Origin of the sequence: Streptomyces canus 299MFChir4.1, from assembly GCF_000383615.1 — a bacterium.
GTDB classification, from domain to species: Bacteria; Actinomycetota; Actinomycetes; order Streptomycetales; family Streptomycetaceae; genus Streptomyces; species Streptomyces canus_C.
In genome coordinates this window covers 325343-346033 of record NZ_KB911582.1, presented here as the reverse complement: position 1 = coordinate 346033, position 20691 = coordinate 325343, and the positions used below count along the sequence as shown (strand labels likewise).

Here is a 20691-nt window from a genome sequence, read left to right as displayed (position 1 = left end):
CCCTGGGCCGGGGCTCGTTCGTGCTCAGCGCGTACCGAAGCCGTACACCGTCTGCGACCGGTACACCTCGCCCGGCCGCAGCACCGTGCTCGGGAACTCCGCTCGGTTCGGGGAGTCGGGGAAGTGCTGGGTCTCCAGCGCGACGCCGTCGCCGGGCGCGAAGGGCTCGGGCAGATGGTCGGCGGTGTACAGCTGGAGTCCCGGCTCGGTGGTCGCCACCGTCAGCACCCGCCCGGACGCGGGGTCGTACAACTCGGCGACCTCGACGGCCTGTTCGGTGATCCCCTTGTCGAGCACGAAGTTGTGGTCGTAGCCCGCACCGACTTTGCGCCCCTGACGGAAGTCGAACCGGGTGCCCGCGACCTCCTCGACCCCCGTCGGGATCAGATCCGCGTCGACCGGGGTGAACCGCGAGGCGTCGATCCGCAGCTCGTGCCCGCCCGCGTTCCCGGAACCGGCCAGGTTGAAGTAGCTGTGGTTGGTCAGGTTGACGACGGTCGGCGCGTCGGTGACCGCCTCGTACGAGATCCGCAGCGCACCCGACTCGTCAAGGCTGTACGTCCCCGAGACCTCAAGACGCCCGGGGAAGCCCTCCTCGCCGTGCGGGCTGACCCGGCTCAACCGCACCCCGTGCGTACCGGCCGGCTCCATGTCCCACACCCGTTTGTCGAAGCCGCGCTCACCGCCGTGCAGGGAGTTCGGCGCGTTGTTGGGTGCGAGCGCGTACGTGGCCCCGTCCAGTTCGAAGCGGCCGCCCGCGATCCGGTTCGCGTACCGCCCGACGAGGGCACCGAGATACGGACCGGAGTGCTCCAGATACCCCTCGAGACCGGCGAAGCCCAGCACCACGTCCGCCGTCCGGCCGTCCCGGTCCGGGACCTCGACCGACTGCACGATCCCGCCGTACGACAGGATCCGCACCCGGACGCCCGCGCGCTCCAGGGTCCAGCGGTGCACCGGTGTGCCGTCGGAAAGTGTGGCGAAGAGTTCGTTCATGTGCGGAACTTTAGGACACGGACCTGACCTTGCGGTATGCGATCTCCGCCAGCCGCGCCTGTCCGTTCACACTCGGGTGGAACCAGTCCCAGTGGCTGAGCTGGTCGGTGCCGAACCGGTAGTCGTACACCGCGCCCCCGTCGTACCGGCACCGCTGGTCCTTGGCGCACACCTGCCTCAGCACGGTGTTGTAGGACTCCACCCGCTCCTGCACGGTGTCCCGACGCTCGGTCGCCGCCGCGTCCAGGGCGTCCGCGTCGGCCAGCATCGACGGGCACACCCCCAGCTTCCACACCTGCTTGCCCAGCGGATTGCCACGGCCCTGGGACCACAGCCGCTTGAGGTTCGGCACGCTCGCCACGTACACCTGCGCCTTGGGCGCCCGCTTGCGCAGCACGACGAGCGCGTCCTCGAAGCCGGCGCGGAAGTCGGACACCGACGTCATCGCCGCCGTGGAGTCCCGGCAGGCGTCGTTGGCGCCCACCATCACGGTGACCAGCGCCGGTGTGCGCGAGGCGGCCTGTGCCATCTGCGTGGGCAGGTCGGCCATCCGCGCACCGGACACCGCGTAGTTCCAGCTCCGCTCGGCCGCCTTCGCCCGCCCCAGCAGCCGGACGGCGAGGGAGTCGACCTGGGTGCTGCCGCCGGTGGCCCAGGACACGTCGGGGCAGTCCTTGAGGATTCCGCAGGCGTCGAAGCCGCGGGTGATGGAGTCGCCGACGGCGGCGATCGACGCCGGGCTGCTGTCCCACGCCGGAGTCGGCTTCGGTGAGGGCTTGGGCTTCTGGGTGGGAGCCGCCGAGTCACCGCCCACGGCGTCGCAGCCGGCGAGGCCGACAAGAGCCGCCGTCAGAACGGCGACGACGGCCCGCGAGCGGTGGCCCTGCTTCCGCATCCGTGGTGTTCCCCTCGTGAAATGGTGGTCCGCTCATAACAACGCACGAGAGTTCCCGGTGGCCCCGAGGGAACGATCGACACCCGTACTAGCGTCCTGCCGGGTGAATGGCGGGCGTTTCGGGGCATCGGGACCGACGGTACGTCACACTCCTTGCGCCGCCGCACGGTAGCCTCGCCATCAACGTGGCCGGTCGGCATCGCCGCCCTGCCGGCCAGCAAGACCTGTCCCGCTCTGCCCGGAGGTCCCGGTGACGACACGTGGAGTTCTGTACGTGCACTCCGCGCCGCGCGCGCTGTGCCCGCACGTCGAGTGGGCCGTCGCCGGGGTGCTCGGCACGCGCGTCAACCTCGACTGGATCCGGCAGCCGGCCGCGCCGGGCACCTGGCGCTCGGAGTTCTCCTGGAAGGGTGAGGTGGGCACCGCGTCCAAGCTCGCCTCCGCCCTCAGAGGCTGGCACCTGCTGCGCTTCGAGGTCACGGCCGAGCCCTGCCCCACCGCGGAGGGCGAGCGCTACAGCTGCACCCCTGAACTCGGCATCTTCCACGCCGTCACCGGTATCCACGGCGACATCCTGATCCCGGAGGACCGCCTGCGCGCGGCCCTGACCCGCTCCCAGCGCGGGGAGACGGACCTGGAGGCCGAGCTGGCCAAGCTCCTCGGCAAGCCCTGGGACGACGAGTTGGAGCCGTTCCGGTACGCGGGCGAGGGCGCCCCGGTCCGCTGGCTGCACCAGGTCGTCTGAGCCTTCCGTACAACTGAGGGGCCCCCACCGACCGGTGGGGGCCCCTCAGTTGCGTACAGGCGATTCTCAGACCGTGCGGAACGCCAGTACCACGTTGTGCCCGCCGAACCCGAACGAGTCGTTCAGCGCGGCGATACGGCCCTCCACGGGCAGCTTGCGCGCCTCACCGCGGACGACGTCGGCGTTGGCCTCCGCCTCCGGGTCGAGGTTCTCGACGTTGATGGTCGGCGGAGCCACCCGGTGGTAGAGGGCGAGGACGGTCGCGACCGTCTCCACGCCGCCCGCGCCACCGAGCAGGTGACCTGTCATCGACTTGGTGGCGGACACGGCGAAGTGGTCGGCGTCGTCGCCGAACACCTTGCGCAGCGCCTTGAGCTCGGCGATGTCACCAGCCGGGGTGGACGTGGCGTGCGCGTTGACGTGCACGATCTCCGCCGGGTTCAGGTCGGTGTTGTCGAGCAGGTGCTGCAGGGCGGCCGAGATGCCCCGGCCTTCCGGCTCGGGCTGCACGATGTCGTGGGCGTCGGCGGAGATGCCCTGCCCGACCGCCTCGGCGTACACCCGCGCGCCGCGCTTGGCGGCGTGCTCCGCGGACTCCAGGACGACGACACCGGCGCCCTCGCCGAGGACGAAGCCGTCCCGGGCGATGTCGTAGGGACGCGAGGCGCCCTCGGGGTTCTCGTTGTTCTTGGACATCGCCATCATGTTGCCGAACGCGGCGATGGGCAGCGGGTGGATCGCCGCCTCCGTGCCACCCGCGACGACGACGTCGGCGCGGCCGGTGCGGATCATCTCGATGGCGTAGCCGATGGCCTCGGCGCCCGAGGCGCAGGCGGAGACCGGCGTGTGCACGCCCGCACGGGCGCCCACCAGCAGGCCCACGTTGGCCGAGGGGCCGTTCGGCATCAGCATGGGAACGGTGTGCGGGGAGACGCGGCGGACGCCCTTCTCCTTCAGCACGTCGTACTGGTCGAGGAGGGTCGTCACGCCACCGATGCCGGAGGCGATGACGGCGCCGAGGCGGTCCGGGTCGACCTTCTGGTCCTCACCGGCCTTGCCCTCGAAGCCCGCGTCGGCCCACGCCTCCTTGGCGGCGACCAGCGCGAACTGCGCCGAACGGTCGAGGCGCCGGGCCTGCGGCCGCGGAATGACCTCGGTCGGCTCCACGGCGACGGGCGCCGCGATACGGACCGCCTGGTCGGCGGCCCACTCCTGCTCCAGGGGCTTGACGCCGGACTTGCCGGCGACGAGACCCTCCCAGGTAGAGGCTGCGTCGCCACCCAGCGGTGTGGTTGCGCCGATACCGGTGACGACCACGGTGCGATTGGTCGGGCTCACGGGAAATCTTTCTCCAACGGTACGAGGATTAAGCGGCGCCACCGCCGGGTGGCGGGGCCGGTCAGCGTCCGACCCAAGCAGTGGCTCAGGCCTGGTGCTTGAGGATGTAGTCGGTGGCGTCGCCGACCGTCTTGAGGTTCTTGACGTCGTCGTCCGGGATCTTGACGTCGAAGCGCTCTTCGGCGGCGACGACGACCTCGACCATGGACAGCGAGTCGACGTCCAGGTCGTCGGTGAAGGACTTGTCCAGCTGGACGTCCTCAACCGGGATGCCGGCGATCTCGTTCACGATGTCGGCGAGACCGGCGACGATCTCTTCCTGAGTGGCGGCCATGGGGGCGCTCCTTCGTTTTCTTGATCAGAGGGTTGGCAGTGCTTCCCGTCCCGGACCGGTCGGTCCGGCACGGAGTGCCTAGGGGAGGGTAACGACAGTGGCGGCGTAGACGAGACCCGCCCCGAATCCGATGACGAGCGCGGTGTCGCCGCTCTTCGCCTCACCGGTCGCCAGAAGCCGCTCCATAGCGAGCGGGATCGAGGCGGCCGAGGTGTTGCCGGTGGTGCGCACGTCACGCGCGACCGTGACGTGCTCCGGCAGCTTCAGCGTCTTCACCATCGAGTCGATGATCCGCTCGTTGGCCTGGTGCGGAATGAAGACGTCCAGGTCGCTCGGGCTGATCCCGGCCGCGTCCAGCGCCTGCTGGGCGACCTTCGCCATCTCGAACACGGCCCAGCGGAACACCGCCTGGCCCTCCTGCGTGATCGCGGGGAACTTGCCCGTGGAGTCGTACTCGGTCCACGCCACGGTCTGCTTGATCGTCTCGGACTTGTCGCCCTCGGAGCCCCAGACCGTGGGGCCGATGGCGGGTTCCGCGGACGGACCGACCACGACCGCGCCGGCACCGTCGCCGAACAGGAAGGCGGTGGCCCGGTCCTCGAGGTCGGTGAGGTCGGACAGCCGCTCCACGCCGATGACGAGGACGTACTCCGCCGAGCCCTCGACGATCATGCCCTTGGCGAGGGTGAGGCCGTAGCCGAAGCCCGCGCAGCCCGCCGAGATGTCGAAGGCGGCGGCCTTGTTCGTGCCCAGCTTGTCGGCGATCTCCGTCGCCACGGCCGGGGTCTGCTTGAAGTGCGAGACCGTCGAGACGATCACGCCGCCGATCTGCTCGGCGGAGATCCCGGCGTCGGCGATCGCCTTGCCGGACGCCTCGATCGACATCGCGGCGACGGTCTCCTCGGCGTTCGCCCAGTGGCGGGTCTGGATGCCGGAGCGCGAGCGGATCCACTCGTCGGACGAGTCGATCGTCTCGAGGATCACCTCGTTCGGCACGACCCGGGTCGGGCGGTAGCCGCCGACACCGAGGATGCGCGCGTACGGGGCGCCCTTGCTGGGCTTGATCTTCGACATGCTCTCGTGCTCCTTCTCAGGCACTGTGCTCGGCGATGAGCTCGCGAGCAGCGTCGAGGTCGTCGGGGGTCTTCAGGGCCAGCGTCTTCACGCCGGGCAGCGCGCGCTTGGCGAGGCCGACCAGCGTGCCGCCGGGGGAGACCTCGATGAACGCGGTGACGCCGAGCTTCTTGAACGTCTCCATGCACAGGTCCCAGCGGACCGGGTTGGCGACCTGGCCGACCAGCCGCTCCAGCACCTCGGCGCCGGTGGCGACGGTCTGCCCGTCCTTGTTCGAGACGTACGTGAGCGTCGGGTCGGCCGGCGTCAGGTCGGCGGCGGCCTTGGCCAGGGCGTCGACCGCGGGGGCCATGTGGTGCGTGTGGAAGGCGCCGGCGACCTTCAGCGGGACGACCTTGCGGACGCCCTCGGGCTTGTCGTCGTTCAGGACGGCGAGCTGCTCCAGCGTGCCCGCGGCCACGATCTGCCCGGCGCCGTTGACGTTCGCCGGGGTCAGACCCAGCTTCTCCAGGTGCGCGACGGAGACCTCGGGGTCGCCGCCGAGCAGCGCCGACATGCCGGTCTCCGTGATCGCGGCGGCGTCGGCCATGGCCAGACCCCGCTTGCGTACGAGGGTGAGGGCGGCGACGTCGTCCAGCACGCCCGCGAAGGCCGCGGCGGTGATCTCACCGACGCTGTGCCCGGCGACGGCGCCCGGGGCGATCGTGGCCGTGTCACCGAGTGCCGAGGCGGACAGGATCCCGGCCGCGACCAGCAGCGGCTGGGCCACCGAGGTGTCGCGGATGGCGTCCGCGTCGGCCTGTGTGCCGTAGTGGGCGAGGTCCAGTCCGATGGCGTCGGACCACGCGGCGACGCGGTCCGCGGCACCGGGGAGTTCGAGCCAGGGGGTCAGGAAGCCGGGCGTCTGGGCGCCCTGGCCGGGAGCGACGAGTACGAGCACTCTCACACTCTCTCTTGAGGGCGGCCCAAGCCGCCCGTGGGGACAGGGACGAAGAACACGAGGGGGTTTTGTGGGCCCCCGACAAAAGCCTAGGGCTGGAGATCTCCGTCGGCCAGACGCCCCAGGATGAGCGCGATGCGCAGGGTGAACGCCGAACGTACGTCGGAGGGCGACCAGCCGGTGACGTCAGTCACACGTCGAAGCCGGTAGCGCACGGTGTTGGGATGCACGAAGAGCATCCGGGCCGCGCCCTCCAGACTGGACGCCTGTTCGAGGTAGACAGAGAGCGTTTCCAGGAGCGCGGAACCGGCCTCTTCCAGCGGTCTGTAGATCTCCTCCACCAACTGCTCGCGCGCACTGGGATCACCGGCCATCGCGCGTTCCGGAAGCAGGTCGTCCGCCAGCACCGGACGCGGGGCGTCCTGCCAGGCGGAACACGCCTTGAGCCCGGCGGCGGCCGCCTGCGCGGAGCGGGTCGCGGCGAGCAGATCGGGTACCACGGGCCCGGCGACCACGGGTCCGGCCGCATAGGGCCCGATCAGCGACTTGGCCACGGCGAGCGGGTTGTCGCTGCCGCCCGCGATCACCACGAGCCGGGCCCCGAGCACCCCGGTCAGCACCTGGAGCTTGGCGTGCCGGGCGGCCCGCCGGATGGCCTCGACCGTCAGTTCCGAGTCACCGTCGGGAGCGGTGCCGAGCACGACACACACATGCTCGGGCGCGTTCCACCCCAGGGCCGCCGCCCTGCTCACGGCCCCTTCGTCGGCCTCCCCGCTGAGCACCGCGTTCACCACGAGCGACTCCAGCCGGGCGTCCCAGGCACCGCGTGCCTCGGCGGCCTGGGCGTAGACCTGCGCGGTGGCGAAGGCGATCTCGCGGGCGTACACGAGCAGGGCCTCACGCAGCACGGACTCGTCACCGGGGGCGGCGACCTCGTCGATCGCGCTCTCCATGACCTCGATGGTGGTGCGCACCATCTCCACGGTCTGCCGCAGTGTGATGGCCCGGGTCAGCTCACGGGGAGCGGTCCCGAACACATCGGTGGAGATGGCCTGCGGGGCGTCCGGACGCCGGAACCACTCCGTGAAGGCCGCGATACCGGCCTGGGCGACCAGCCCGATCCAGGAACGGTTCTCCGGGGGCATCGCCCGGTACCACGGCAGCGTCTCGTCCATGCGCGTGATGGCCTGCTGGGCGAGCGACCCGGACGACTTCTCCAGCCGCCTCAGGGTCGCGGCATGAGCATGGGGGGCGCGTGCGGCGGGGTCGGACTTGCGGTGTTCGGGTTCGGGCACGGGGACAAGACTGCCTTATCCGGACGTCAGTGCGCGCCGCCGGGTACCGCCCGAGACCCCACGGGCGGCCCGCCCTGGCACTACCGTGGTGCCGTGACGGACGTACGGCGCGCCGCGGAGCGCTACCCAGGCGGGGATCCCGGGACCGGAATCGAGTCGTGGCACGCCTTCTCGTTCGGGCCGCACTACGACCCCGACAACCTCCGGTTCGGCGCGCTGATCGCCTGCAACGAGGAGCGGCTGCTGCCCGGGGCCGGGTTCGACGAACATCCGCACAGCCACACCGAGATCGTGACGTGGGTGGTCGAGGGGGAGCTGACGCACCGGGACTCCACCGGGCACGAGACGGTCGTACGGCCCGGTGACGTCCAGCGGCTGAGCGCCGCCGCGGGCGTCCGGCACGTCGAGCGCAACGACGCCGAGACCCCGCTGACCTTCGTGCAGACCTGGCTGGCACCCCTGGAGCCCGGCGGCGAGCCGTCGTACGAGATAGTCCGCGGGATCGCCGACTCGACGCCGTACGCGATCCCGGAGGCGGGCGCGATGCTGCACGTACGGCGGCTCGGCGCGGGGGAGCGGACGGCGGTGCCGGACGGGCGCCACCTGTACGTCCATGTCGTGCGGGGGGAAGTGCGGCTGGACGGCGAGGAGTTGGGAGCCGGTGACGCGGCCCGGGTCACCGAGGCCAAGGAGCTGGACCTGGTGGCGGTGACCCCGGCCGAACTGCTGGTGTGGGAGATGTCCTAGAGCTCGGCCAGGACGGCGTCGGTGAACGCCGGCCACGCCTCGACCGCCCACGGCCCGAACGCGCGGTCCGTCAGCGCCACGCAGGCCGCCCGCGCGTCCGGGTCGATCCACAGGAAGGTGCCGGACTGGCCGAAGTGCCCGAAGGTGCGAGGGGACGAGGAACTCCCCGTCCAGTGCGGGGACTTGCCGTCGCGGATCTCGAACCCGAGGCCCCAGTCGTTGGGGTTCTGGTGGCCGTAGCCGGGCAGGACGCCCTTCGTGCCCGGGTACTGGACCGTCATCGCCTCCGCGACCGTGCGCGGGTCCAGCAGCCGGGGCGCCTGCACCTCCGCCGCGAACCGGAGAAGATCCCCGACCGTGGACACGCCGTCCTTCGCGGGGGAGCCCTCCAGGGACGTCGACGTCATGCCCAGCGGCTCCAGGACCGCCTGCCGCAGATACTCCGCGAACGGGATGTCCGTGGCCTTGGCGAGGTGGTCCCCGAGCTGCTCGAACCCGGCGTTCGAATACAGCCGCCGCTCCCCGGGCGGGGCGGTGACCCGGTGCTCGTCGAAGGCCAGCCCCGAGGTGTGCGCGAGCAGGTGCCGCACCGTCGATCCGCTCGGCCCGGCCGGCTCGTCGAGCTCGACCGCTCCCTCCTCGTACGCGACGAGGACGGCGTACGCGGCGAGCGGCTTGGTGACCGAGGCCAGCGGGAAGCGGTGGCCGGTCGGACCGTGGGTGCCGAGGACCGTGCCGTCGGCCCGGACCACCCCCGCCGCAGCGGTGGGAACCGGCCAGTTCTCGATCAACGCGAGGCTCTGCAAGGACATGCCGTCGAGCGTAAGCGGCTCAGAGCTTCAGAATCATCGTGGGGTCCGGCTTGTGCACGAAGCCGAGCGAGACGTAGAGCGACTCGGCCTCCGGGGACGCGGTCAGCATGACCTGCCCGGCGCCCCGCTCGCGGAACCACGCCAGCAGTTCGTCCATGCACGCGCGCGCGTACCCGCGCCGGCGCGCCTGCGGGTCGGTGGCGACGCTGAAGACGTACCCGGCCAGCCCGTGCGGATTGCCCGCCTTGCCGATCCGGTAGTCGACCGTCCCGACCACCAGCGCGCCCAGCGCCCCCGGCCGGTCCGGGTGGTCGACGACGAAGGCGGCGAAGTCCCCGTCGGCCTCGCCCAGCTTCCGCCGCAGCGACGGCAGCGCCTCGGCGTGCCACGCTGTGGAGGCGTCCCCGCCGGGCAGAGCGTCGATCATCACCTGGCGCAGACGCAGCACTTCCTCGGCGTCCTCGGTCGTGGCACGGCGTACGAGACTCATGGTCCGCACGCTAGCGACCGCACCTGTGGCGCGTCCTGCCGATTTCTTACCGGTACCGCTTGCTTGGAGTGCACTCCAAGGCCATAGCGTTGAAGCCATGACGGTGATGGAGACCACGAGTACCAGGACCGACAGCTGTGCCGCTCCGCCGCACCCGCACCGGCGTCCGAACGGCCAGGACAGCTACACGATCAGCGAGGTCGTCGCCTTCACCGGGCTGACCGCGCACACCCTGCGCTGGTACGAGCGCATCGGCCTGATGCCGCACATCGACCGCTCGCACACCGGCCAGCGCCGCTACAGCAACCGTGACCTCGACTGGCTCGCCTTCGTCGGCAAGCTCCGGCTCACCGGCATGCCGGTCGCCGACATGGTGCGCTACGCGGAACTGGTGCGGGAGGGCGACCAGACGTTCGGCGACCGCTTCAAGCTCCTTGAGGCGACCCGCCGGGACGTGCTGGCCCGGATCGCGGAGCTCCAGGACACCCTCGCCGTGCTCGACCACAAGATCAGTTTCTATGCCGAGGCCGGCAGCGCCGACTGGGAGAAGGAGAAGGCAGGATGACCGACAGCAGGATCCCCACCGCACGACTGGGCGAGACCGGCCCTGAGGTCGGCGTCCAGGGGCTCGGCTGCATGGGCATGAGCTTCGCGTACGGCCCCGTGGACGCGGAGGCGTCCCGGGCCACCCTGGAGCGCGCCCTGGAGCTCGGCATCACGCTCTACGACACGGCGGACGCCTACGGCCGGGGGGAGAACGAGAAGTTCCTGTCCCCGTTCTTCAAGGCCCACCGCGACGAGGTCGTGATCGCCACCAAGTTCGCCCTGTCCATACCGCCGGACGACCCGACCAGGCGGATCATCCGCAACGACCCGCCCTACATCCGCCAGGCGGTCGAGGCGAGCCTGAAGCGCCTGGACGTCGACGCGATCGACCTCTACTACATGCACCGGCGCGATGTGAACGTGCCGATCGAGGAGTCCGTCGGCACCATGGCCGAGCTGGTTCGCGAGGGCAAGGTCAAGCACCTGGGCCTGAGCGAGGTCACCGCGGCGGAGCTGCGCGCGGCCCAGGCCGTCCACCCCATCGCCGCCGTGCAGTCGGAGTGGTCCCTGTTCAGCCGGGACATCGAGGCCCAGGTGGTCCCGGCCGCCCGTGAACTCGGCGTCACCCTCGTCCCGTACTCCCCGCTCGGCCGCGGCTTCCTCACCGGCTCGTTCACCAACGCCGACAAGGACCTCACGGCCGACGACTTCCGCCGCCAGCAGCCCCGCTTCACCGGCGACAACGCGGCGGCGAACGCGGCCCTGCTGGAGCCGGTCCGCACGGTCGCCGAGGCCCATGGGGTCTCCCTGGGCCAGATCGCGCTCGCCTGGGTCCAGCAGCAGACGACGGTCCACGACCTGCCGGTGATCCCGATCCCGGGCACCCGCAAGCCGAGCAGGGTCGAGGAGAACGCGGCGGCGACGGGCATCGAGCTCACGAAGGAGGAGCTGGAGCTGCTGGAGCCGATCGCGGGCCAGGTGGCGGGCGACCGGTACGCGGACATGCGGTTCTCGTCAGCGGGCCGCGAGTGAATCGTCGTCAGGGGCGCGGGGAACGGCGCGACTAGGGCCTGTTGGGAAAGTGGCCTCGTCGCCCGGAGGGCGGCCGCGCGGCGTTCGGTGCGTGCTCTCGGCGCGCCGGCCGGAAGCCCTCGTGCTGGGCGTACTCGGGCTTTCGGGCGGTGCGGCGAGTGGGGGTCCCCCCTCCGGGGGAGCGTGCCGGGCGTCGCGCGGCAGAGGCCACTTTCGCAACAGGCCCTAGCCCCCGCCGTCCCGCACCCGACAACGAACCTCACAGCTCCGCCAGCAACTCCGCCTTCTTCACGGAGAACTCCTCGTCGGTGACCAGGCCGGCCTGGTGCAGTTCTCCGAGGTGGCGGATGCGCTCGGCGATGTCGGCGGGGTCCCGGCGCGGCGCGGTCGCGGCCGGGACCGCCGCCGCGGGCCCTCGTCGCCGTACGGCCGCGAGGACCGCCGCCGCGAACGGCAGGGACTCATGGACCGGCCCGTACCCGAGCCCGAACACCACGGCCGCCGGATCCTGGTCCGCCTGCACCGGGCCCGGCTCGCCGCGGAGCAACCGCAGATGCCCCTCGAAGACCTCCGGCGACCGCCACTCGACACCCGTCAGCTCGGAGACCGGAAAATTCTGGTCGCCGGCCTTCCACTTCGCCGAGGACGCCCCTGTCCAGAACCAGCGGAAGCGCACGGTACTGCCGTCGAAGCTCGCCTTGCCGTCGTACGCCTTGAACTGCAACGGCACCTCGGGCGCGGGTACCAGGAATCGTTCCGCCGGCTCGTCGTCCTCCTTCAGGAGGGCGCGCAGCTCGTCCGTGTAGTACTCGGCGAGCGTCTCCTTGTCGGCCGGCAGCACCAGCCGGTAGGGGTCGCAGCCTTCCTTCAGCTGCCCCGCCGCCGCCTCCATGAGCGGGTCCGCCCCGGGCCGCGGCTCGGCGTGCAGCACCACCGTGCCCCGCTTGCCGGGAGTCAGCGTCACCCCGGAGATCGCCTCCAGCGGGATCCGTCGTTCCCCGAGCGCCTGGAAGAGCTTCGGTGTGCGAATCCCCCTTTCGTAGCGGATGAGCACGGAGTCGGACTCGAACTCCCAGGCGGCATGAAATCCGGCCAGTACGTCACCCATGCGGGTCATCGTATTCGGCACGAGCTGCTTCGTCCCTCCTCGCGCAGACCGCACTTCCTGCGGCCTCTACGCGCGTCCGGCCGTGGCCGTGCCGGACAAACCGGCGCGACAGGCTTCGTCCTCGTGGGCGCACTGCACCGAGCGGTACGCGCCAATGCCGATCTCGGCGAAGTTGAACAGGCTCTCCGTTCCGGGCTCGAAGTAACCGGCGTGACCGTCCGCACCCTGCGCGGACAGCACGCGCGCGCCGAACGCGGAGGACACCGGGTCGGCGCCGTGGCCGAGCCCGCCCACCTCCAGGTACGGCACGTCCTGGATCCAGTCGTCGGCGTCCCGCATCGCCCACACCCGTGCGGTGGTGCGCAGATGGGCGGCGTTGGAGACCCGCATCCCGGGGCTGCCGGCCACCGCGATGTCGGCCACCCGGCCGGGCAGCTTGTGCGCGGCCACCCCGCACACCACCGAGCCGTAGCTGTGGCAGAACAGGGAGACGGGCGAGGTGCCGGGCAGCGCCCGCACCAGTGCGTTCAGCCGGACGGCGCCGTTCTCGGCGCGCATCGCGGTGGCCGAGTCGATGCCGAGTCCTGCGGGTGCCGTGTAGTCCGCCCAGGCGATCACCGCCGTACGCGTGGCCGGGCTCGCCTTCCGCTCGGCCCGGTAGAGGGCCTGGGCCATGCCGACCGGCGCGGAGTAACTGCGATTCGTGCGCTGGAAGGTGAGCACGTCGGTGTCGACGCCGGGCACGACGACGGAGACCCGCTCTGCCGAGCCGAGGTCGCCGAAGACCTCGGCGACCCGGCCGGAGCCGTCGGGGTCGAAGGCGAGGATGTGGCGCTCCGGGGCGGTCAGCGCCTCGAAGCGGTGCATACGGCGGCCCGCCTCCTGCTGACCGGCCGGCGTGAGCCGGGCGTCGTGCATGCGGGTGCGCTCGACGGCACGGGCCTGGAGGAGCGCGAGGCGGTTGGCCTGGTAGCGCAGGGCGACGGGGGCGCCGTTCATGTTGCCGACCGCGAGCGGGTAGCGCTGGGCGAGGCGGACCCGCTCCTGGGAGCCGAGCGCGGCGAAGAAGCGTGTGAGCTGGGCGGGGCCGGTGTCCGGGTCGGGCAGCCGGTGCCCGTGGAGGCGGCCGTGCGCCCAGGACTCGAGCGAGGCCTGGAGCGGACCGGCCTCCCGCTGGTTGCGCAGGGCGGTCCAGCCGGTGGTCGCCAGCATCACGAACACCACGGCCAGCGCGAGCAGTGCGCGCCAGACGTTGAGTTGCGGGGAGGTGTCGAAGGAAGTCACTGAAAGGACACACTAGGAGAACGGGACGGTCTCGGGTTAATCGAGTGACGGGTATCACGTTTTGGTGTAGGGGACCCACGTGCCGGTCAGCGCGGGACCCAGCAGTTCGAGGTGGGAGACCGTCAGCGCGCGCATCGCCTCCAGGCTGAACTCCCCGTCGGTCGACCACTGCCGTTCCGTCACCCGCATCACTCCGCTGAAGACGGCCACCAGCAGCCTGGGCCGCGGGTCGGTGGCCGCGTCGAGGCCCTCGCGCTCGGCCAGCACCCGGGTGAGCACCTCCTCGACCTCGGCCGAGCGCCGCAGATGCGCGGCGAGCAGTACGGGCGTCGACTCGATCACCCGGTACATGCCGAGGAACCGCTCCACCGGCACGACCGACTCGACGACCTCGTGCAGCGTGTCCCACCCCTGGAGCACGGCCTGGCGCAGCGCCTCCAGCGGGGGTTCGTGCGGCGGACGCGCGCGTACGGAGTCGACGAAGTTGCTCACCGTCATCGCGTCCAGGGCGAGCGCCGCGTCCTCCTTGCCGGCGAAGTAGCGGAAGAAGGTGCGCTGCGAGACCCCGACGGCGTCGGCGATGTCGTCGACGGTCGTCTGCTCGTAGCCCCGGGTGGTGAACAGCTCGATCGCCACCCGCAGCAGTGCCTCCCGGGTGCGCTGTTTCTTGCGTTCGCGCAGTGTGTCCATTGGTGTCAGTTACCGACTTGTGAATTGGTTTGTCAATTGTCAGCGGCTGTCACTAGCCTCGAACACATGACTAGTCAGACCACCATCGACACGACGGGGCCGGGGGACCGGGCGTCACAGTCCCCGTCGGATCAGCCGGCCGCCTCGGGACTGCGCGGCCACCCTTGGCTCACCCTGCTGACCGTGGCCGTCGGGGTCATGATGGTGGCCCTCGACGGCACCATCGTGGCCATCGCCAACCCGGCCATCCAGGCCGACCTCAAGGCGAGCTTCGCGGACGTCCAGTGGATCACCAACGGCTACTTCCTCGCGCTGGCGGTCGCCCTGATCACCGCCGGCAAGCTCGGTGACCGCTTCGGCCACCGCCAGACCTTCCTGATCGGCGTCGTCGGCTTCGCCGCCGCCTCGGGCGCGATCGGACTGTCCAGCAGCATCGCCGCGGTCGTCACCTTCCGTGTCCTGCAGGGCCTGTTCGGCGCCCTGCTGATGCCGGCCGCGCTCGGTCTGCTGCGGGCCACCTTCCCGGCCGAGAAGCTCAACATGGCCATCGGCATCTGGGGCATGGTCATCGGCGCCTCCACCGCCGGCGGCCCGATCCTCGGCGGTGTCCTGGTCGAACACGTCAACTGGCAGTCGGTGTTCTTCATCAACGTGCCGGTGGGTGTCCTCGCCCTCGTCCTCGGGGTGCTGATCCTCCTCGACCACCGCGCCGAGAACGCCCCGCGCTCCTTCGACCTCCTGGGCATAGCCCTGCTGTCCGCCGCCATGTTCTGCCTGGTGTGGGCGCTCATCAAGGCCCCGACCTGGGGCTGGGGCGACGGACTGACCTGGACCTTCATCGTCGCCTCCGTCGTGGGCTTCGGGCTGTTCGCCCTCTGGGAGACGAAGGTCAAGGAGCCGCTGATCCCGCTCGGGCTGTTCCGCTCGGTGGCGCTCTCCGCGGGTGTGGTCCTCATGGTCCTCATGGCGATCGCGTTCTTGGGCGGCCTGTTCTTCGTGACCTTCTACCTCCAGAACGTGCACGGCATGAGCCCGATCGACGCCGGTCTCCATCTGCTCCCGCTGACCGGGATGTTGATCGTCGGCTCCCCGCTCGCGGGTGTGCTGATCACCAAGCTCGGCCCCCGCATCCCGCTGGCCGGCGGTATGGCGTCCGTCGCGATCGCCATGTTCGGGATGTCCACGCTGGATACGGGCACCGGCAGCGCGGTCATGTCCCTGTGGTTCGTGCTCCTCGGCCTCGGCCTCGCGCCGGTGATGGTCGGTGCCACCGAGGTCATCGTGGGCAACGCGCCCATGGAGCTCTCCGGTGTGGCCGGCGGTCTCCAGCAGGCCGCGATGCAGATCGGCGGCAGCCTCGGTACGGCCGTCCTCGGCGCCGTGATGGCCTCCAAGGTGGACGGCGACCTCGCGGGCAACTGGAAGGACGCGGGTCTGCCGGCGCTGACGCCGGCCCAGCTGGACCAGGCGTCGGAGGCGGTCCAGGTGGGCGTGGCCCCGGTCGCCAAGGGGACCCCGCCGGAGATCGTCGCGAAGATCACCGATGTCGCCCACGACACCTTCATCTCCGGCATGAGCCTCGCGTCCCTGGTCGCCGCGGGAGTCGCCGCGTTCGCGGTCCTCGTCGCCCTGCTCACCAAGCGCGGCGTGAACGCGGAGGCGGGTGCGGGCGTCGGCCACATCTGACGCCTGACGAGACGTCAGCGAACTTCGCCTATCAGGGTGAAGAGGCTAAAGATTTCTCGCCTCCGGTACGCGCCGCAGGTCACAGTAAGTCAAGCCCTCCGCACGGCACGCTCGTACGCCGCGGAGGGCGGACGGCGCTGCGGCGCGCTGCCGGAGGGGGGCGGCGCGCCGCAAGGCCGGAGGATTAACCCCGGGGACCGGGGTACTCGCATCGTTGAACCCGAGACGAACCCAACCAACCAAGGGTGTCAGGGAGTTGATGATGGCGGGCTTCGGACACGGAACGCGCAGGTACCCCCGATCACGTGGCCGGACGTGGTCACGGACCGGGCCGGATCGCGCGACGCTCGGAATCATCGGAGTCATCTGCGCGATCGCGGGTTTCTTCGTACTGGGCATCATCCTCGGCCCCGTCGCGATCGTCTGCGGCTGGCTTGCCATGGGCCGCACCTGGTCGGGCGGAAGTCGTGCCTGGCCTGCTCTGGTCGCCTTCGTACTGGGCGCCATCGACACGCTCCTGGCGATCATCTGGCTCGTCGGAGCGGCCTCCCCGGGCAGCGGGTTGTTCTGACCCGGGGCGCGTGAGGGAAGGGCCCCCGGTGGGACGACCGGGGGCCCGCCCATGTCTGCCGACGGCTGCGCGGCTCCCGGGACGCCAGGTGGTCACGGACCGGGCCGGCCCGCGCGGCGCTCGGAATCATCTCCGGGGTGCTGGGGGTGCTGGGGGTGCGCCCAGAGGGGCCGGTGTGTGCGCGATCGCGGGCCCGCCTCATGTCTACCGACGGCTGTACGGCTCCGGGACGGTTCTCCGGAGGGGCCGGTATCCGTGCGATCGCCGGTTTCTTCGTGCCGGCTTCATCCTCGGCCCGGTCGCGATCATCGCCGGGGGTGGGGGTCTGGGGGTGCACCCAGAGGGGTCGGTGTCTGCGCGATCGCGGGCTTCTTCCTGCCGGCTTCATCCTCGGCCCGTCGCGATCATCTGCGGGCGGCTCGCGATGGGCCGCCTCCGTCCCGGGGCCCGTCATCCGTCTGCGGGGTCGCCCCCGGGGTGGGTGCCCGAGTCGGCCGCGCCCTCCGTGGAGGCCCCGTCAGCCCCCGACGGACGTCTTGCGCAGGGCCGCCACCTCGGCTCGTAGCGCGCGGACCTCCTCCGTCAGGGCTCTGATCGCCTCCGTTTGCTCGCGTTCCTCCACGTCGTCCTTCTCGAAGCGCTCGATGAACCACGCGGCGATGTTCGCGGTCACCACACCCAGCAGGGCGATGCCGGACAGCATGAGCCCGACCGCGATCATGCGGCCCAGGCCGGTCGTCGGGGCGTGGTCGCCGTAGCCCACGGTCGTCATGGTCGTGAAGGACCACCACACCGCGTCACCCAGTGTGCGGATGTTCCCGTTCGGGGAGTCCCGCTCCACCGAGAGCACGGCCAGCGAGCCGAACATCAGCAGCCCGACGACCGCCCCGCCGACGTACGTCGTCACCCTGATCTGCGAGGCCATCCGCGCCCGCCGCCCCACCAGCAGCAGCGTGGAGACGAGCCGCAGCAGGCGCAGGGGCTGTATGAGCGGCACCACCACGGCGCACAGGTCCATCCAGTGCTGCCGTACGAATCCGCGGCGGTCCCGGGAGAGCGACAACCGCATGAGGTAGTCGACGGCGAACACCCCCCACACCACCCACTCGACCACCGTGCACGCCGCCGTCAGCGAATGCCCCGCCGAGGTGTCCACGATCGGCACGGCGTAGGCGACGGCGAACAGCACCGCGAGCGCCAGAAGGGGCCGCTGGGTGTGCTGTTCCCAACGAGTCTGCGCCGACTGTTCCTTCATGTCCGCATCGTAGAGAAACGGTAAAGGGGCAGGGCGTGGCAGGCGCCCTGAAGGGGCGCGGGGAACTGCGCGACCAGCCCCCACGCACCCGCAGCCGGAGAACTACGCGTCGCCTCCAGCCGCCCCGGGGTCAGCCGCCGAGACATCCAGCAACTGGTACCGGTCGATCGCCTGCTTCAGCACCGACCGGTCCACCTTGCCCTCCCGCGCCAGCTCCGTCAGCACGCCCACCACGATCGACTGCGCGTCGATGTGGAAGAACCGCCGCGCCGCACCCCGGGTGTCCGCGAAGCCGAACCCGTCGGCGCCCAGCGACTGGTACGTGCCCGGCACCCACCGCGCGATCTGGTCGGGAACCGACCGCATCCAGTCGGAGACGGCCACGAACGGACCCTGCGCCCCGGCCAGCTTCCGCGTCACGTACGGCACCCGCTGCTCCTCCTCCGGGTGCAGCAGGTTGTACTCCTCGCAGGCCACGGCCTCGCGCCGCAGTTCGTTCCAGGAGGTCGCCGACCAGACGTCCGCCTTGACGTCCCAGTCCTCGGCGAGGATCTTCTGCGCCTCGACCGCCCACGGCACGGCCACACCGGACGCCATGATCTGCGCCGGGATCGACCCCGAGACGCCCTCGCTGAAGCGGTAGACGCCCTTGAGGATGCCCTCGGCGTCCACGTTCTCCGGCTCGGCCGGGTGCTGGATGGGCTCGTTGTAGACGGTGAGGTAGTAGAAGACGTCCTCGCTGTCCGGGCCGTACATCCGGCGCAGACCGTCCTGCACGATGTGCGCGATCTCGAACCCGAACGCCGGGTCGTACGCCACACAGCCCGGGTTGGTCGAGGCGAGCAGCTGCGAGTGGCCGTCCGCGTGCTGGAGCCCCTCACCGGTCAGCGTCGTACGGCCCGCGGTCGCACCCAGCACGAATCCGCGCGCCAGCTGGTCGGCCATCTGCCAGAACTGGTCGCCGGTGCGCTGGAAACCGAACATCGAGTAGAAGACGTAGACCGGGATCAAGGGCTCGCCGTGCGTGGCGTAGGCCGAACCCGCCGCGATGAGGGAGGCCGTGCAGCCCGCCTCGGAGATGCCGTCGTGCAGCATCTGACCCGTCGGCGACTCCTTGTACGCGAGCAGCAGCTCCCGGTCGACCGACTCGTACTGCTGGCCGAGCGGGTTGTAGATCTTCGCGCTCGGGAAGAACGAGTCCATGCCGAAGGTGCGGTACTCGTCCGGCGCGATCAGGACGAACCTCTTGCCGAGCTCCTTGTCCCGCATGAGGTCTTTGAGCAGTCGTACGAAGGCCATGGTGGTGGCGATCGACTGCTGCCCGGAGCCCTTCTTCACGGTCGCGTACGTCTTGTCCTCGGGCAGTGCGAGCGGCTTCGCGCGCACGACACGCGTCGGGACGTATCCGCCGAGACTCTTGCGGCGGTCGTGCATGTACTGGATCTCTTCCGAGTTCGGGCCCGGGTGGAAGTACGGCGGGGCGCCGCTCTCCAGCTCCTTGTCGGAGATCGGCAGGTGCAGCCGGTCGCGGAAGCCCTTGAGGTCGTCGACCGTCAGCTTCTTCATCTGGTGCGTGGCGTTGCGGCCCTCGAAGTTCGGGCCCAGCGTCCAGCCCTTGACCGTCTTGGCGAGGATGACCGTCGGCTGGCCCGTGTGCTCCACGGCCGCCTTGAACGCCGCGTAGATCTTCTTGTGGTCGTGACCGCCGCGGCCCAGGTGCAGGATCTGGTCGTCGGTCATGCCCTCGACCATGGCGCGCAGCCGCTGGTCGTCACCGAAGAAGTGCTCGCGGATGTAGGCCCCGGACTCGGTGGCGTAGGTCTGGAACTGGCCGTCCGGGGTGGTGTTCATCCGGTTGACCAGGATGCCGTCGCGGTCCTGTGCGAGCAGTGGGTCCCAGGTCCGGTCCCAGATCAGCTTGATGACGTTCCAGCCGGCGCCCCGGAAGACCGACTCCAGCTCCTGGATGACCTTGCCGTTGCCGCGCACCGGGCCGTCGAGGCGCTGGAGGTTGCAGTTGACGACGAAGGTCAGGTTGTCCAGGCCCTCACGGGCGGCGATGGTGAGCTGGCCGAGCGACTCGGGCTCGTCCATCTCGCCGTCGCCGAGGAACGCCCACACATGGGACTTGCTCGTGTCGGCGATCCCGCGCGCGTGCATATAGCGGTTCATCCGCGCCTGGTAGATCGCGCCGATCGGGCCGAGGCCCATCGACACGGTCGGGAACTCCCAGAAATCCGGCATGAGGCGCGGGTGCGGGTACGAGGACAGCCCGTGCGGCGCCTTCGACTTCTCCTGGCGGAACCCGTCGAGGTTGTCCTCGCTGAGGCGGTCGAGCAGGAACGCACGTGCGTAGATGCCCGGGGAGGCGTGGCCCTGGAAGAAGACCTGGTCGCCGCCGTCGCCCTCGTCCTTGCCGCGGAAGAAGTGGTTGAAGCCGACGTCGTAGAGGGACGCGGAGGACGCGAAGGTGGCGATGTGCCCGCCGACGCCGATCCCGGGACGCTGGGCGCGCGAGACCATCACGGCCGCGTTCCACCGGGTGGCGTTCAGGATCTTGCGCTCGATCTCCTCGTTGCCCGGGAAGAACGGCTCCGCCCTGGTCGGGATGGTGTTCACGTAGTCCGTGCTGCGCATCTCGGGCACGGCCACGCGCTTCTCGCGGGCCCGCTCGATGAGCCGCAGCATCAGGTAGCGGGCCCGTTCCCGGCCGCGCTCGTCCACGGCGGCGTCGAGGGAGTCGAGCCACTCCTGGGTTTCCTCGGGATCGAAGTCAGGAACCTGACTCGGAAGGCCGCCAATGATGATCGGGTTGCGATCGGATCCGGAAGCCACGCTGTTCCTTACCTGTCA

The 20691-nt window shown here is 70.6% G+C and carries 20 protein-coding genes; 6 read left to right on the top strand and 14 right to left on the bottom strand.

The window, feature by feature from the left end; all coding sequences use genetic code 11:
* Positions 1-24: 24 nt before the first annotated feature.
* Positions 25-996 carry an aldose epimerase family protein gene (locus tag H293_RS0101550; RefSeq protein ID WP_020116123.1) on the bottom strand — a complete coding sequence of 324 codons (972 nt, stop codon included), beginning with the start codon at positions 994-996 and terminating at the stop codon, positions 25-27.
* Positions 997-1006: 10 nt separating this feature from the next.
* Complete coding sequence (locus H293_RS0101545; RefSeq protein ID WP_020116122.1) at positions 1007-1891, bottom strand: SGNH/GDSL hydrolase family protein; 885 nt, start codon at positions 1889-1891, stop codon at positions 1007-1009.
* A 250-nt stretch (positions 1892-2141) separates the two neighbouring features.
* Here H293_RS0101545 and H293_RS0101540 point away from each other — a divergent pair, with 250 nt between their 5' ends.
* Positions 2142-2636 (top strand): DUF3145 domain-containing protein, encoded by a 495-nt coding sequence (locus H293_RS0101540; protein ID WP_007381747.1) that lies wholly within the window; start codon positions 2142-2144, stop codon positions 2634-2636.
* A 66-nt stretch (positions 2637-2702) separates the two neighbouring features.
* Here H293_RS0101540 and fabF read toward each other — a convergent pair whose 3' ends face one another.
* The 5 genes from fabF to H293_RS0101515 form a co-directional block, all read right to left on the bottom strand.
* On the bottom strand, positions 2703-3974 hold the full coding sequence (fabF, locus tag H293_RS0101535) for a beta-ketoacyl-ACP synthase II (RefSeq protein WP_020116120.1): 1272 nt from the start codon (positions 3972-3974) through the stop codon (positions 2703-2705).
* A gap of 85 nt (positions 3975-4059) precedes the next feature.
* Positions 4060-4308, bottom strand: a complete 249-nt coding sequence (locus tag H293_RS0101530) for an acyl carrier protein (RefSeq protein WP_007381745.1) — start codon at positions 4306-4308, stop codon at positions 4060-4062.
* 78 nt (positions 4309-4386) lie between these two features.
* On the bottom strand, positions 4387-5382 hold the full coding sequence (locus H293_RS0101525; protein WP_020116119.1) for a ketoacyl-ACP synthase III: 996 nt from the start codon (positions 5380-5382) through the stop codon (positions 4387-4389).
* A gap of 16 nt (positions 5383-5398) precedes the next feature.
* Complete coding sequence (locus H293_RS0101520) at positions 5399-6322, bottom strand: ACP S-malonyltransferase (RefSeq protein ID WP_020116118.1); 924 nt, start codon at positions 6320-6322, stop codon at positions 5399-5401.
* Between the two features lie 89 nt (positions 6323-6411).
* Positions 6412-7617 (bottom strand): PucR family transcriptional regulator, encoded by a 1206-nt coding sequence (locus H293_RS0101515; RefSeq protein ID WP_020116117.1) that lies wholly within the window; start codon positions 7615-7617, stop codon positions 6412-6414.
* Positions 7618-7710: 93 nt separating this feature from the next.
* Here H293_RS0101515 and H293_RS0101510 point away from each other — a divergent pair, with 93 nt between their 5' ends.
* Positions 7711-8364: a pirin family protein gene (locus H293_RS0101510; protein WP_020116116.1), complete on the top strand. Its 654-nt coding sequence runs from the start codon at positions 7711-7713 to the stop codon at positions 8362-8364.
* Here the strand turns inward: H293_RS0101510 and H293_RS0101505 are convergent.
* Positions 8361-9176 carry a serine hydrolase domain-containing protein gene (locus H293_RS0101505; RefSeq protein ID WP_020116115.1) on the bottom strand — a complete coding sequence of 272 codons (816 nt, stop codon included), beginning with the start codon at positions 9174-9176 and terminating at the stop codon, positions 8361-8363. The genes H293_RS0101510 and H293_RS0101505 overlap by 4 nt on opposite strands.
* Positions 9177-9195: 19 nt before the next feature.
* Positions 9196-9666 carry a GNAT family N-acetyltransferase gene (locus tag H293_RS0101500; protein ID WP_020116114.1) on the bottom strand — a complete coding sequence of 157 codons (471 nt, stop codon included), beginning with the start codon at positions 9664-9666 and terminating at the stop codon, positions 9196-9198.
* 97 nt (positions 9667-9763) lie between these two features.
* On the opposite strand from H293_RS0101500, the gene H293_RS0101495 reads away from it, so the two are divergent.
* The gene (locus H293_RS0101495; protein ID WP_020116113.1) at positions 9764-10231 is read left to right on the top strand and encodes a MerR family transcriptional regulator; all 468 of its coding nucleotides are present in this window, start codon (positions 9764-9766) and stop codon (positions 10229-10231) included.
* Entirely contained in the window at positions 10228-11244 is a 1017-nt protein-coding gene (locus H293_RS0101490; protein WP_020116112.1) for an aldo/keto reductase, read from the top strand. Before H293_RS0101495 ends, H293_RS0101490 begins: the two co-directional genes overlap by 4 nt.
* A 259-nt stretch (positions 11245-11503) precedes the next feature.
* Here H293_RS0101490 and H293_RS0101485 read toward each other — a convergent pair whose 3' ends face one another.
* Genes H293_RS0101485 through H293_RS0101475 form a run of 3 tightly spaced genes read right to left on the bottom strand, consistent with a single transcriptional unit; the run spans position 11504 to position 14326 of the window.
* Positions 11504-12361: a DUF4429 domain-containing protein gene (locus tag H293_RS0101485; protein WP_020116111.1), complete on the bottom strand. Its 858-nt coding sequence runs from the start codon at positions 12359-12361 to the stop codon at positions 11504-11506.
* A 57-nt stretch (positions 12362-12418) separates the two neighbouring features.
* Positions 12419-13636: an alpha/beta hydrolase gene (locus tag H293_RS0101480; RefSeq protein WP_020116110.1), complete on the bottom strand. Its 1218-nt coding sequence runs from the start codon at positions 13634-13636 to the stop codon at positions 12419-12421.
* 54 nt (positions 13637-13690) lie between these two features.
* Positions 13691-14326, bottom strand: a complete 636-nt coding sequence (locus H293_RS0101475) for a TetR family transcriptional regulator (RefSeq protein ID WP_020116109.1) — start codon at positions 14324-14326, stop codon at positions 13691-13693.
* A 66-nt stretch (positions 14327-14392) separates the two neighbouring features.
* On the opposite strand from H293_RS0101475, the gene H293_RS0101470 reads away from it, so the two are divergent.
* Together H293_RS0101470 and H293_RS0101465 are read left to right on the top strand one after the other, a co-directional pair.
* Positions 14393-16012, top strand: coding sequence for an MFS transporter (locus tag H293_RS0101470; RefSeq protein WP_020116108.1), 1620 nt, complete (start codon positions 14393-14395; stop codon positions 16010-16012).
* A gap of 259 nt (positions 16013-16271) precedes the next feature.
* On the top strand, positions 16272-16583 hold the full coding sequence (locus tag H293_RS0101465) for a hypothetical protein (protein WP_028807447.1): 312 nt from the start codon (positions 16272-16274) through the stop codon (positions 16581-16583).
* A gap of 517 nt (positions 16584-17100) precedes the next feature.
* Here H293_RS0101465 and H293_RS0101460 read toward each other — a convergent pair.
* Together H293_RS0101460 and aceE are read right to left on the bottom strand one after the other, a co-directional pair.
* Positions 17101-17838, bottom strand: coding sequence for a potassium channel family protein (locus H293_RS0101460; RefSeq protein WP_020116106.1), 738 nt, complete (start codon positions 17836-17838; stop codon positions 17101-17103).
* 102 nt (positions 17839-17940) lie between these two features.
* Entirely contained in the window at positions 17941-20673 is a 2733-nt protein-coding gene (gene aceE, locus H293_RS0101455) for a pyruvate dehydrogenase (acetyl-transferring), homodimeric type (RefSeq protein ID WP_020116105.1), read from the bottom strand.
* Positions 20674-20691 lie beyond the last annotated feature (18 nt).